The organism is Streptomyces aureus (assembly GCF_001418135.1).
Taxonomy (GTDB): Bacteria; Actinomycetota; Actinomycetes; order Streptomycetales; family Streptomycetaceae; genus Streptomyces; species Streptomyces aureus_A.
Map to the genome: position 1 here is coordinate 1 of NZ_LIPQ01000379.1, position 14,390 is coordinate 14,390.

At 74.9% G+C, this 14,390-nt stretch carries 6 protein-coding genes and 1 pseudogene; all 7 read left to right on the top strand.

Annotation, left to right across the window (positions count from 1 at the left end):
• Nucleotides 1-1,351 (top strand): hypothetical protein (locus AOK00_RS27950; RefSeq protein ID WP_055603027.1); only part of this gene is annotated, 1,351 nt, incomplete at its 5' end.
• 221 nt (nucleotides 1,352-1,572) lie between these two features.
• Nucleotides 1,573-2,019, top strand: a complete 447-nt coding sequence (locus AOK00_RS27955) for a Pycsar system effector family protein (RefSeq protein WP_055603028.1) — start codon at nucleotides 1,573-1,575, stop codon at nucleotides 2,017-2,019.
• Complete coding sequence (locus AOK00_RS27960; protein ID WP_079042229.1) at nucleotides 2,016-4,439, top strand: vWA domain-containing protein; 2,424 nt, start codon at nucleotides 2,016-2,018, stop codon at nucleotides 4,437-4,439. Before AOK00_RS27955 ends, AOK00_RS27960 begins: the two co-directional genes overlap by 4 nt.
• Nucleotides 4,440-4,459: 20 nt before the next feature.
• Nucleotides 4,460-8,086, top strand: a complete 3,627-nt coding sequence (locus tag AOK00_RS27965; protein ID WP_055603030.1) for a tubulin-like doman-containing protein — start codon at nucleotides 4,460-4,462, stop codon at nucleotides 8,084-8,086.
• The gene (locus AOK00_RS27970; RefSeq protein ID WP_055603031.1) at nucleotides 8,083-10,764 is read left to right on the top strand and encodes a hypothetical protein; all 2,682 of its coding nucleotides are present in this window, start codon (nucleotides 8,083-8,085) and stop codon (nucleotides 10,762-10,764) included. The genes AOK00_RS27965 and AOK00_RS27970 overlap by 4 nt, the downstream gene beginning before the upstream one ends.
• A complete protein-coding gene (locus tag AOK00_RS27975; protein ID WP_254047528.1) occupies nucleotides 10,761-13,160 on the top strand; it encodes a hypothetical protein in 2,400 nt (799 codons plus the stop codon). The genes AOK00_RS27970 and AOK00_RS27975 overlap by 4 nt, the downstream gene beginning before the upstream one ends.
• A pseudogene (locus AOK00_RS27980) lies at nucleotides 13,157-14,390 on the top strand (hypothetical protein); the annotation flags it as partial. The gene AOK00_RS27975 and the pseudogene AOK00_RS27980, both read left to right, overlap by 4 nt.

Sequence of the window (14,390 nt, forward strand, 5' to 3'; positions counted from 1 at the left end):
GGACGAGAGCGGCGGGTCAGGTGCGGGGTCCCGCTCCGGGGAGCGGCCGCGCGGGCCGCTGATCGCCGAGTACGCACCGCCGTACCGCCGCCGGAGCGGCAAGGTGGCGGCGGTGCTCCTCTACCGCAACGGCGGCCACCGGGTGGTCTGGCCGGACCGCGTGGAGGACGTCAACAAGCCCCTGCTCGGCTCCGCTTACACCATCTTCGAGGTGCGACTCGGGCGCAATGTCACCGAGTTCAGGCTACGGCTGCCGGCTGCCGGGGACGGCGTCTTCTTCGAGGCCCTCGCCAAGGTCACGTGGGTGGTGACCGACCCCCACCTCGTCGTCCGCGAACAGGTCGAGGACGTCGCCGAGTTGCTGCACGACGAGCTGCTCGACGGGCTGCGCAGGATCTCCCGGCGGTTCCGGATCACCGAGGCGCAGCGCGCCGACGAGGCCGTACGCGAGGAACTGAGCACCGGCCGCCTCAGGTTCGGCGCGGACATCGGGCTGCGGACCCGCGTCCATGTCTTCGTGGACCTCGACGACTCCGTCAAGGCCGAGGTCTCGCGCCGGGACCGGGTCGGCGTCACCATGGAGGCCGACGAGCGCGTCGCCGAGGCCGAGCGGCGCAGGGAGGCCGCCGAGCGTGCCCTGGTCGCCGACCGCGCCCGCGAGATGGAGGCACTCTTCCGGCGCGGCGACCTCGCCCAGATCGCCCACCACATGGCGATGCACCCCGACAAGCAGTGGGAGATCCGCACCCAGCTCCAGCGCGAGCGGCGCGAGGGCCAGGAGGACTACCTGGCCGTCTTCAACCGGCTCCTCGACACCGGCGTCCTCGAACGGCACGACATCGGCGAGCAGATGTACCAGGTGCTCATGTACCTGCGGACGCAGACCGGCACCGTCCTCGACGGGATCACCAACCGGGTCCTCAACCCCTCGGGCAACCCTCCGCCGCATCGCCTCGCCCTGGGGGACGCGGCACCGGAGCCCAACCGCCCCGACTGGTACGAGGAGCAGGACCAGGGGGACGCCCCGCCCCCGGGTGGGCCCCGGGTCTACGAGCCGACCCGCGTCGAGTCCGGTTCCGAGCGGGAACGGGAGCGGGGCAGGGCGCGGGAGAGGGGCCGCGACGGGGACGACCGGGAGCGCGCCCGCTCGCGGGACCGGTACGACGACGGCTACGACGACGGACACGACCGGTACGAGGACGGTGACCCGTACCGGCGCAGCGACGTCTACGAGCGGAACGACCGGTACGACCGTGACGACCCCTACGACAGGGAGGGGCGCGACCGCGACCGGCGACCCGCCCGTCCGGCCCGGCCCAGCTCCGAGTTCAACGACTGGGACGACGAATGACGACCGCCCCGGGGCGAGGACAGGACCCGACACGGCCGGCGCCCACCACGCCGGACCAGGCGCGGGACCGCACGCCGGACCGCACGCCGGACCAGGCTTCGGCCGGGACCGCGGCGCCGGGGCCCGCGCCCGCGCCCGTCCCGGCGCCCGTCCCCGCGCTCGGTCCCGCGCCGGGGCCCACGCCCGCGCCCGTCCCCGTACCAGCCGAGGAGCTCAGGTTCATGGCCGAACGGCTGCTCGCCACCGCCCGGGAGGACATCGGCCGGGCCGACACCAAGGCCGCGATCCTGCTCTCCGGCGCCCTCGCCTTCCTGGCGGTCGTCTTCTCCGGAGACCGCGCCCTTTTGCCCGGCTCCGGACCCGGGCTCGTCCTCCTGCTCCTCGCGGGCGCGCTCTGGACGGCCGGTGTCCTGATGCTCGTCTCGGTGGTGCTGCCCCGCACCCGGATCGGGGCCGACCGCACGTTCCTGCGCGAGCTGACGGGCGGACCGTCGGAGACCGCGCTGCGCGAGCGGCTCTCCGCGTCCGGCGCGGACGCCACCGGCTGGCTCCTCGAACAGGCCAGCGTGCACGGCCTCGTGCTCGCGGCGAAGTACCGGTGGCTGCGCCTGGGCGTGTCCGCGCTCGCGCTCGGCGCCCTTCTGGCCCTCTTCAGTGAACTGTGGTGAGAGAGAACATGCAGTGGACCAACAAGGGGGGCGTCCTGCTCCTCGCCGGAGCGCTCCTCGCGCTCGGCGGCCCGCTCGCGGCGACCACCGCCTCGGGCGCGCCCGGCGTTCCCGGGGCGCGGGCGGTCCCCCGTACCGCTCCCGCAGCCCCCGCCGACCCCGCAGAAGGGCCCGACCCCATCGACTTCGCCGTCGTCGTCGACCAGTCGGCGAGCCTCGCCGACAAGGATCTGGCACGCGAGACCGAGGCGGCGGCGCTGCTCGTCCAGGGCGAGATATCCGAACGTTCCCGGGCGGCCGTCATCGGCTTCGGCAGCTCGGAGAAGCGCGGCCAGTCGCCCGTGCGCGAGGTGTGCCAGCTCACCGTCGCCGACGCGGCGGGCCGCGAGCGACTCAGCGACTGCGTCCAGGAGCTGGGGCGCCGCGACACCGCCCGGATGGGCCCGGGAACCGACTTCCCGGCCGCCGTCCGGCAGGCCGTCACCCGCCTCACCGGAGCCGCGGCCGGACCCGGCACCGGGACCGGCGGAGCCAGGAAGCCCGTCACCCCCAAGGTCGTCTTCCTGCTCACCGACGGCAAGCACGACGTCGCCGACAGCCCCGAGTACGGCACCGACCGGGAGAGCCGCCAGTCCAACGGGGCGAAGCGGCTCACCGAGGAACTCGCCCGCGCCCGCGCGGCCGGCGTCCAGATCTGGCCCCTCGGCTTCGGCGGCGAGCTCGACCGCGCCTCCCTCACCGCGATGGCCGAGGGCGGCTACCGCGGCGCCTGCTCCGAGATCCCCGGCTCCGCCCCGCGCATGCGGGTCGTCGACACCTCAGCCGAGATCGACAAGGCGCTCCAGGAGACCTTCGCCGCCGCCCGCTGCGCCCGGATCGCGCACGGCACCGTCGGCAAGCCGCCCGCCGACCTGACCGTCACCATCCCGCCGATCGCCACCGACGGCTCCCTCACGGTCGCCAAGCACGACCCCGAGGTGCAGGTCACCTACTACGACCCGGCGGGCCGCAAGGTGCCCGTCCGGGGCGAGTTCGACGGCTCCTCCTTCGAGGTCAGCGGCCAGAACGGCCCCGTCGAGGCGCTGCGTGTGAAGAACCCGCTGCCCGGTGCCTGGCGGGTGCACATCGAGGCGCCGGCCGGCCACCGCGACCGCGAGGTCGCCGTCCGGGCGATCTGGCAGGGCCGGCTGCGCTCCGCCGTCGTCCTCGACCCGGCGTCCCCGCGCGCCGGCGAGCCGGTCAAGGTCGAGGTGCAGATGCAGACCCGGCGCGGGGTCGTCATCACCGACCCTCACCAGCTGGCCGGCCTCTCGGTCGCGGCCGACCTGAGCGGCGAGGGCTTCGAGCCCGTCAGCCTCCGGCTCGCCGACGACGGCAAGGGGCCCGACACCAAGGCCGGCGACGTCCGGTTCACCGGCACGCTCACCGTCCCCGCGGGCGCCACCGGCGCCCTGGAACTCGTCACGCGCATGGAGGCGCCCGGAATCACCTCCGACCGGCGTCCGCTGCACGCCGTCACCTCCAAGGGCGCGCCGCTCGTGACCGCCGCCCTCACCGTCGACAGTGACACCGTGCACCCCGGTGCCACCGTCCGCGGCACCCTCGACGTCACCAACAACGACTCCGCGCCGCACACCCTGCGGCTGGGCCTCGCGGACCAGACCCCGGGGGCCGAACTCGCCGTCGCCCCTGCGACCGTCACGGCCCCGCCGAACGGCAGCACCCGGATCCCCTTCACCATCACCGTCGGCAGGAACACGCCCTTCGGTGTACTCGGCGGCCAGGTCACCGTCGTGGACACCGCGGACGGCGACCGCACCCTGCGCGGCGCGCTCCTGAACGTCCGGGTCGTGGAGCCGCCGACCTGGTGGGAACGCTGGTGGAAGGCGGTGGCCGGCGGGGTCGTCGTCGTCCTCCTCGTGGGCGCCTTCGTCGGCATCCGGCTCTACTTCCGGCGCCTTCGCCGCGACCTCACCGGCGTCACCCTCGAACTCTGCCAGGAAGGACGGTCGCTCGACTCGCTGACCGTCCGCCGCGGGCAGAGCCCCGGCGGCGCCTTCGCCTTCACCGTCGACGAACCGTACGGGGCGCCGGCCACCCTCCGGCGCGTCCCCGGCGGCGGCTCCTCCGCCCATGTGCTGCGCCGCAACGGCGCGGGGGAGTTCCTGCTGCGTCCGCGCGGCGGCGCGCAGGTTCCCGTGCGGACCGGCGAGCCGGCCGGAATCGACGAGCACGAGCTGGTCGTACGGGGCGGCCGCCCGGCGCCGACCGGAGGCCGGGGCACCCCGTGGTTCCGTCGCCCTCGCCGTACCGGCGGTGGAGGCGGCGGCGCGGGCGACCCGGGCGCGGGTTCCGGCCGCCTCACCGGAACGGGCTCGGAGGGTTCCCCCGACGCCAGCGCCTACGACGTCAACTTCTGAACGGGTCCCGAGGAGAACGAATGAAGATCTACCAGCCCATGCTCTTCGTCGGGCTCGGCGGCACCGGCGGACGCATCGGCAGCGAACTCGAACGCAGCCTGCGCCGGGAGCTGTGCGGCCCCGACGGCACCGACCTGGTCGACGGCGGCCGCCGTCTGCCGTTCCAGCTGCCCGACTGCCTCCAGTTCGTCTACGCCGACTTCAGCGAGGCCGAGCTGCTCAGCTACCCGCAGTTCAAGGCGAAGGGGGCCGAGGGCGCCGCCTTCGCCCGTACCTCCCGGATCGTCCGCGACCTGCTGCCCACCGACTTCGACTCCTCGCCCGAGGTGACGCGCATGCTGCGCGTCTCCGTCCCCGAGGAGACCCGGCTCTGGCTGCCGCCGAAGGCCCGTGAGCCGCGCGTCGCCCCGCTGAACAGCGGCGCCGGACAGCTGCCGACCGTCGGACGTTCCGCGCTCTTCGCCACCGTCCGCTCCGGGCTCGAACCCGTCCTGCGTCAGCTCCGCGAGGCCATCGGGTCCATCGGGCAGGCCGCGGGCGACCTGCGGCGGGTCGGTGGCGGCAAGATCCGGGGCTGCGACGTGTTCGTCGCCTTCTCCGTCGCCGGCGGCACCGGGGCCGGCATCTTCTACGACTTCATCCACCTCATCGGGCACGAGTTCCGCAACGCCCGGGTGCCCGGCGTCAAGATCTACCCGCTCGTCGTCATGCCCTCCGCCTTCCCGCCCGAGGCCGGCGGCGGACGCGAGGCCGAACTCAACTCCGCCCGCGCCCTCGTGGACCTCTCGCGGCTCGTCGACGACCAGAACGTGCCCGACGCCGTCGACCAGGTCGGCGACGTCGAGGACCGCGGGCGCCTCAGCGTCACGTACCCCGGCGACGGCGTCGTCGCGCTGCGTCCCGCCACCATGCAGACCGCCTTCCTCTTCTCCAAGCCCTCCGTCATCAACAGCGAGGACCTGCGGCGCTCCATCGCCGCCATGGTGATGTCGCTGATCGGCACCGACCTCGGCCAGGACAACGGCTCGGCGACCCGCGCCGAGGAGGACTACCAGTCCTTCGCCGCCAGCTTCATCAACAAGGCCGTGGAGCGCTCCACCCCGGCCCGTACCGGCATCGGCTACCGGGGCATGTCCACCAGCCTCGCCGCCTCGCTCACCGTGCCCGTCGACGACCTCGCCGAGATCGTCGCCGCCCGGCTCCTCGCCCAGGCCGTACGCGGTATGACCGAGCGGGCCCGGCGCCCCGACCGGGAGGGACAGAACCACGTCAGGGAGATGTTCAACCGCTCCGGCATCGGACGGCTCTGGACCCGGGACGCCCCGGACGTCCCGCTGCCCGAGCAGCTCCCCCGGGGGAAGACGCGGATCACCCAGGAACTGCGGAACCGGCTCGGGGACATGGAGGAGTCCCTGCGCCGCCTCGACTCCGGCCTCGCCCGTGAGATCCCGCGCCTCACCGAGGACTTCAGGCCGAGCGCCGGGGTCCGAGAACTCCTCGGATCCATGGACCCGTTCCAGATCAAGGTCATCCTGACGGGCCTGCCCGGCCACCCCGACCGGGTGGCGAGGGAAGGCTTCACCGGCATGATCGACAACCGGCGGAACGAACCCGAACGGCCCCCGAACGTCCACCCCGCCGCGCCCGGCATCCCCTCGATCAAGGGCCCTGTCGGCGGGGTCGTACCGGCCCGGTGGAGCGACCCCGACGTCCAGGACGCGCTCGCCGCCCAGCAGGCCTGGTACCAGTGGCGGGCCCGCACCCTCTGGCACCACGGCTGGCAGAACGGCGAGGCCCAGTGGCGGCCCTCGCTGAGCAAGGCGAGCTCCGAGATCGCCGAACTCGTCAAGGCGCTCCGCGACCACGAGCAGGACGAGGGCAAGTCCTTCGCCGACAGCCGCCGCGACCTCTACCGCGACGACCGCGCGGGCATCGCCTATCTGCTGCCCCCGCAGAACACCCTGCGTGCCTTCTACGACGACGTCATCGACCGGCTCGCCCAGAGCGAGGGGCTGCCCGAGGGCGCCGACGCCGCCGGCCTGCTCGGCCGGATCGTCGGCCCCGAGGACTGGCGACGGGCCCTCGACTCGGTCCGCCGGTCGTCCGGCGCGGCGGTCAAGGAGATCAAGCAGGTCGTCGAACGGCGGGTCAAGCGGCTCTTCGGCGACGCCAACGAGGACGCCTTCGCGCGCCCCCTGCTGCCCTCCATGGAACTGCTGCTCCGGGCCGCCGCGGGCGACGAGACCGCCGAGGCGAAGATCGACCCGCGCTGGCTCGACCAGTTCCGCTCCCGCCTCGCCGGACTCATCCCGGTGGGCTTCGTCCCGGACGGCAGCGGTCCCCTCAAGATCCTGATCGTGCATCCGGCGAGCGAGTCCGACGGCCGCGCCCGCGAGTACCTGGAGCAGGCACTCAACCTGCCCTCCCGGGTGACCCCGGAGAGCAGGGCCGGCGACACCGACTCCATCACCGTCGTCTTCTTCCGCAGCGGTATGAACCTCACCGACATCTCCGAGGTCCGCGACGTCCTCAGCCTCTGGTCCGAGGCCCGCGACTCGGCCGGCGAGGACGACTTCCTGCACTGGCGCCAGCGGCTCGGCTACGAGGACGACTGGCTGGTCTCCACCGAGCACGACCGGCAGCGCATCCTGCACCGGCTGCTCTGCGCCATGTGGAACGGGCACATCGACACCGAGGGCCCGGCCGGCTCGCCCCACCGCGTCCGCATCCGGCTGCAGGACGGCGAGTCCGCGACCATGTCCCTGCGTCTGGAGGACTTCGACGGTTCGCTCACCAGCTGGGCGGGGCTGCTGCGCGCGTACGAGCGGTGGGCGCTGCTCGACGAGGGGCAGATCATCGAGCAGTTCTGCGAACGCCTCATGCAGGCCCTGCCCAAGGGCCTCGCGCAGGTCCCGGCGCCGCCGTCACCGCTCTTCACCCACTTCGTGGAGCAGGTCGCGCCGCGCCAGCTCGCCCTGATCGACGAACTCGTCGCCGAATACGGGGAGTACGGCGAATCGGACATCGAATGGCTGGCCCCGTTGCGCCACTTCTGGGAGGTCACCTTCCCCGGCGCCCTCGACATGCGCTTTCCGAGAGCGGCCCGGGCGACCCGGTCGAGCCTGCGGCTGCTGTACGAACGGCACGCGCCACGGGCCGGCACGGTGCCGGGCCAGGGCCACGGGCAGGGCCGGCACCAGGGTCAGGGCCACGGGCAGGGCCGGGGTGGCGGCCCGCAGACGGTGCGGCGGCCCCGGTCGTACGAGAACGGCGCCCGTCCCGCGTACGACAACGGCGCCCCGCCCGCGTACGAGAACGGTCCCCGTCCCGGGTACGGGAGCGGTCCCCGACCCGGGTACGGGAGCGGTCCCCGACCCGGGTACGGGAACGGAGCCGTGCCCGATCCCCGTACCGCCTATGGGAACGGGGACACCCCCGGCCCGGCCCCCGCGGCGCCGCCGCCCCGGCGGAACTCCGCCTTCGAGGACGACTGGGAGTCGGAACCCGAGCCCGACTTCGGACCCGACTTCGGACCCGACTACGAACCGCACCACGGACCCGAGTTCGGCCCTGAGTCCGGACCTGACCTCGGTCCCGGTTTCGACGACGAGCCCTACCGCCGCGACCGGGCCGGGGAGGCGGAGTGAGCGCGCGCGTCCTCCCCGAACGGCCGCTGCCCGGTCACGCCGTCTGCCTCGACCTGCGGACGGCGGGGGCGTACGACCCCGACGCCGTCGTACGCGCCGCCCTGGACGCCCCGCAGCCGGGCGGCGAGCGCCGCTTCCTCGTCCTCGACGAGGCCGCCCGGCTCGTCTCGCACCAGCTGCTGTACGAGCGGCTCTCCTCCTACGGGCCCGCCCGCGTCGTCTGCCTGGCCGTCGGGGTCCGGGGCGAGCGGACCGTGCGCCGCACCCTCACCCTCCGCCCGCCCGCCGCCGGTGTCCTGTGGGTGTTCGACACGACGGAGGACGGCGTCCCGGCCGAGGCGGTGCTGCGTCCGCTCGTCGACGTCCTGTCCACTCCGGAGGTCTTCGACGCGGTGCTGCGCGCGCTCGGCGAGGTGGTGCACGGCGTCGCCGTGCCCGCGGTGCGCGTCCTGGAGCACGACCTCACCGACGAGGCACGGGCGCGCGCCTGGCGGCAGGCGGTGGAGGGACTCACCGGCCCGGAGGTCCCGGCCGGCACCGCCTCGGCGGAGCAGGTGCCGCCCGCGCTCGCGCTGCTGCTCGACGAGGGCATGCCGCGCTCGCTCGCCGAGCATCGCTGGCTGCCCGCCCAGGGGCGGGCGGGGCTCCGGCTCGCCACCTGCGACGAGGCCGTCCAGGACGCCGTCGACGGCTACCACCGGGTGCGCGGCGCGGCCGGACTCCTCACCGGGGCCGGCCGTACGGTCGATCTGCCGGGGGACATCGAGCGGGTGGCGGGGGAGCTGGAGCGGTTCCGGATCGCCGTCGCGGACGCGTTCGCCGCGGCGGGCGGCAGCCGGCTCACCGTCGAGCACCGGGGAGTGCTGCGGGACCGGGGCATCGAGCTGCCCGAGATGCCACGGGAGATCTCGCGGGCGGGAATCGTCCCCGCCCTGCGCGACCACACCCACGAACTGATCGGCAAGGGGCTGCCGTTGCGTTCCGTGGCGGCCCGGCTCGCCGCGCTCTCCGCGCGCACCGCGCCCGTCGGCAGCGCCTCCCGGCTCGCCCGGCTCGACGCGATCTGCGGACCGGAGCGGCTGCGGCGGCTCGGTGGCCGGTACCCGTTCACGGCCGGCGGTTCACGGCCGGTCGCCTTCGTCGTGACCGGCCTCCTGGCCCTGCTCGCGGGGGTCTGGCCGGTCCTCGGCTGGGTCCTCGGCCCGGCCGTCGGTGTGCTCTCCGCCGGGCTCGCCCATCTGATGCTGCGGCGCAGGCCGAACCGTTCACCCGACGGGCGGATCGACGGAGGCGGTGCCACGGGGGCGGCACCCCGGCTCTTCGGCGGGGTGCTCGGCGGTCTCGTCGGGGCGGGCCTCGGCCAGTTCCTCGGCCTGCCGCTGTGGGCGGGGGCGGTGGCCCTCGCGGTGTCCCTCGCGGCGGTCGTCCTCCTCGCGCTGCGCGACTGGAGCCGGGCCGTGGACGAATGGTGGGCCCGGGCTGCCCCGGAGGACGCCTGGCGGATCCTGCGCGAGGTCCAGAGCCTGGTGGTCACGACCGCCGTGCACGACTGGCTCTTCGCCGAGGTACGGCACCACTGCTCGGCGGGCGCGGGCGCGGTGGCCCGGCTGCTCCGCGGCCTCGCCGACACGGCCGACGCGCACGGCCGGGGGCCGTCCGGCGCGAACGGGTACGCGTATGTGCCGTCGGCCGGATCCGCCGACTCGGCGGAGGGGGGACCCCGGCGGGAGTCGGCCCGGCCGCCGGAGCCGGACAGCGGTACGTCGTCGTGGAGTTGGGAGGACTGGGAGGCCGGTGCAGCGGACGACATCTGGTCGGACATGGACGAGGAACTCCCGTCGCGGCTACGGGCGCCCGCTCCGCCGGCGAACGGGTCTCCGTACGCGTCCGACCCGTCCGACCCGTTCGGCCCTTCCGGTCCGGTCGACCCCTCCGACCCCTCCGACCCGTTCGGGCCCTCCGTTCCCTCCGACCGGGACTCCGCAGTCTCCGGCGTCTCCGGCGTCTCCGGCGGCGGGGCGGCATGGGCCGGACCGGGGGCCGGCCCCGGGTCCGTACCCGCGCCCGCGTGGCTTGAGCGGCGGTACGGCGACGGAGGCCCCCTGCTCGTCGACACGCTCGTCGGCGACCTGGTCGCCGGAACCCTGCTGATCCTCGACCGGTGCTGGGCGGGCATCGAGCGTGACCCCGGAGCCGTGGTGCCCGCGGTCCACGAGGAGCGCATCACGGGGCTCCTCGACGAGACCCGGGTACGTCTGGAGCGCGACGTCGCCGCCTCGCCGCCGCCCCGGTACGAAGGCCTCCGTGACCAGGACGCGCTCTCCGGCCTCGCCGCCTTCACCGACCGTTCCGACCGGCCCGACGCGGCCCGGCTCACCGGCGTCGCCCCGGACGCGGTGGCCCGGCTGGTCCTGGCCGAGGACGACCCCGCCCGCACGGTCGCGCTCTGCGGCCCGGAGCACATGCGGCTGCTCTCCCACGACCCGCTCGCCGCCCGGCAGGTCCGGTTCGTGCCGGAGGCGATGCGCCGCGGGGCCGCCGGGGACGACATCTGGCGGGGCATCGCCGAGGACGTCGTATGGACCGGTGCGGGACGCCACGCCGGAATCCTCCGCCTCGTACCACTGCGCGCGGACGTCGTGCACACCGTCCGCGCCGAGGAGGCGGGAGAACCGTGACCGACCCGAACCATCCGAACGACCGGCGCGACCCGAACCATCCGGACGACCGGCGCGACCCGAACCGTCCGAACGACCGGCGTGCCGACCATCCGGACGACCGGCGCGACCCGGATCATCCGGACGGCCGGAACCACGCCGCGGGCCCGAGCGGCCGAGGTCAGGGCGCCGGCCCGACCCAGCCCATCGGCCCGGACCACCCCGACCACCTGAGCGAACCGAGCCCCCCGCCCCATCCGTACTACCAGGAACTGGAGTTCCTCACTCCCAGGGAGGCACAGAGCCGCTTCGCCGTACGGTACGGGGAGGACCACAGGCCCCCCGGACGCCCCGGGTTCCTCGCGCGCCGGGCGGCCCTGGGGGCCGGTGGCGTGCCCGTCGTGCAGTACCGGCTCGCCTCGTCCGCGCAGGGCGACCCCCAGGCGTACGGCCTCCTGGAGCGGGAGGTGGCGGCCTCCGTCGCCCTCGAACGGCGTTACGGCGGCGACAGGTTCGTCGGCATCCTCACCCGGATCGTGGGCTTCGACCTGACCGCCGCCGAACCCTTCGTGCTCTACCGGCCGCCGAGCGGGCGTCCGCTCTCCGACTGGGCGGGGCGGCTCGGCGCCGAGGACCAGGAACGGATCACCGGCCAACTCGCCATGGCCGTACGCCTCCTGGGGGAGGTGGGACTCGTCCACCGCGCGATCACGCCCGAGAACGTCCGGTGGGACGGCGCCCGGGTGCGGCTCTGCGAGCCGTACGCGGCACTGCGGGCGGGAGAGGCGCGCGAACCCTTCGGGGCGGCGCCCTGGGCCTCGCCCGAGCAGCGCGCGGGGCGCGGCAGCGTCGACCCGCGCGACGACCTGTGGTCCGTCGCCGAACTCGCCTACTACCTGCTCTCCGGCCGCCCCGACCGCGGGGAGGGTCCGCCCGCGGACCTCGCCGACTACCGGCGTCTCGCCGCTCTCCAGCACAGCGGTCTCTTCTCCCCGAGGGCGACGGAACGGCCGCAGCCGGCCGAGCTGTTGAGGCTCCTGTACGTGACCGACCCGCTCGCGGCCGGGGCCGACACGGCCGATGTGCTCGAACCGTTCCGTGCCCAGTACGACGCCCAGCTCGCCCGGAAGCACGCACTGTCCGGGGGCGGCCGGCCGGACCCGGGTCCGGCCGCGGAGGCCCCGGAGGTTCCCGCCCGGGACCCGAACCCGGCGCGTCCCTCCCTGTTCACCAAGATCTTCGGCAGCGGAGAACCGCCCCGCGCCGCCGCCGCGCCGCGTGCCACCACAACGCCCCGAGCGGCCGCCCCGCCCTCCGAACTCGTCCAGCCGCCGCCGTCACGCAGCCGGATGTGCCCCCACTGCCTGCTCCCCGTCGAGTACGACGAACGTCTGCTCGTCACCATCGACGCCAAGGGCAACCGCATCCCGCTGGACCTCAGGGCCGAACGCCGGCCGGCTCACCGCGCGGACGCCCTGCGCAAGGCGTACCACCTGTGCCCGCACACGGTGGACGGTGACGAGGGGCACGAACTGCCCCTCCCCTACCTCGTCAACGGCGAGCCGCTCTCCATCGCCCTGGTCGGCAGCTCCTCCGTCGGCAAGACCCATCTGCTCGCCGCCATGCTGGGCGAGGTCGAGCTCGGCGGCCTCGAACCGTACGGACTGAAGTGCCTGCCGCTCAACCCCGAGGCGCACCGCGCCTATCTGCGCGAGCGCGTCCAGAGCCTGCAACAGGGACGGCAGTTGGGCCGCACCGGACAGCAGACCTTCGCCCGGTTCGCCGACGGTCTGCTCGTCTCGGCGGGCGGCGCCACACCCCGGCCCGTCGTCTTCTTCGACCTCGCGGGCGAGGACCTCGCCCAGGACAGCGAGGTCGGCCGCTTCCTCATGGGCGTCGACGCCTTCATCTTCGTCCTCGACCCGCTGCGCGCGCTCCGGCTGCCCTCCCTCGAACCGGTACGGGAACAGAGCGGACTGCGGCTGCGCGAGCTCGGCGACGAGGCCTTCGCCACCGTGCTCAACCGGATCCCCCGGCAGCGCGGCGGACTCGTCGCCGCCCCCGCCGCGCTCGCCGTCAACAAGAGCGACCTGGTGCGCTTCGAACCGGTCGTCGACCGCTGGCTCGGCCGTGCCCTGCCCGGCCGCCACGACCCCGCCGCGGTACGGGCCGAGAGCCGGGACGCGTACGCCTTCCTGGCCCAAGGGGCCAGCCCCGCCTGGCTCAAGCCGTTCGACGACTGCGCCGACTGCACCCTGCACTTCGTCGCCGCCACCGGTGGACAGGCGCGCGGCGACCGATTTCCGCACGGGGCCCGGCCGCGCCGGGTCCTCGCGCCACTGCTGTCGCTCTTCGCCCTGTGCGGGCTGCTGCCCGGGGCGGAACCCGCGGGACCTATGGAGGGGATCGGCCGATGACACGGTCGGAGAACGAGGTCGACCAGATCGTGTTCCGGTGGGACAGCGAGAACCTCACCGGCAGCACCGGCTTCGGACCGGTGGCCTGGTCCGGGCCCCGCGAAGAGGCCGAGAACCTCTTCCGGACCTCCGGGCCCGTGCTGCGCGCCAGCGGCGAGGAGACCCGGCCCGCGCTGATCCGGCTCCAGCGGCGTTCGGAGGTGATGCTGATCCACCGCACGCCGTTCACCGACGCCGACGGCGGGACGTCCGTGCTCTGCCATGCCCTGGTCGGCTCGCCCGGGCTCCTCGAACCCGCCACCTGCCTCGGGCTCCACGCCTGGAACTGGGAGGGCGCGGCCATGGACGGCGCCCGGGTGCGCGGGCAGCTGCCGGTGATCCCGGAGCGGGTCCTCGTCCCCGCGACCGGCCGCGGGCAGGGGGAACTCGACGGCGCCCTGGAGCGCACGGCCGGGGAACTCACCGGAATGGTCGCGGAGTTGCTGCGCCACCCGGACGAGCGCTTCACCGTCCTGGACGAACGCGGCGACACCGCGGGCCCGGTGCTCTGGGGGCTGCACAGCATGTTCGGCGGGCTCACCGGCCGCCGGTGGACCTTCGCCACCCATGACACCGCCGAACTCGCCGCGCTCCGCTTCGTGTTCGTCGGCCGGTGGTCGGGCGCGGCGAGCCGCAACACCGACCGGTGCCGCGTCGACCCGAACGAGCGCGTCGGTGACCGGGCGGAGGAGATCGCGGCCCGGCTCGTCCGCCACCACCTGAGGGGCGTCGCGGAGGGTGAGGGCCAGGAGTACGCGGTCGGCAGCGCCCTGCACGGAGCCTCCTCCGCCCGGGGCGCCTCGCTCCTGGAGACGGCCGCGCGGGCGCTGGACGTGCTCGACCGCCGCCACCCCGGGGGGTACGCGCCCGCCCCGGAGCCGACGGTCCGGACCTCGCGGCCCCCGGAACCGGCGGACCCCCGCGTCCCGGAGCCGCCCGCACCGGAGACCCGGAAGGCGTCGGGCCGGAAGTGGGGATGGGGCCTGGGAGGCCGGACCGCCGACGACGCCCCGCCGACGGCGGGCGACACCACCACCGACCGCGCGGGCGCCCGTGACGCGGCACCCGCCGGGGGAGACCCCCGAGGAGCGGGCCGCCCCGGTCCGTACGAGAGCCCCGACGACTGGTTCCGCCCGGACCCGCCGGAGCGGGAGCCGGCGGCGCCGGCTCCCGCTCCGGCGGGTCCGGGCG

Bases quoted from the DNA above. Each gene is read 5' to 3' on its own strand.
- AOK00_RS27955 (WP_055603028.1), top strand. From the start codon at position 1,573: ATGGCCGAACGGCTGCTCGCCACCGCCCGGGAGGACATCGGCCGGGCC.
- AOK00_RS27965 (WP_055603030.1), top strand. From the start codon at position 4,460: ATGAAGATCTACCAGCCCATGCTCTTCGTCGGGCTCGGCGGCACCGGC.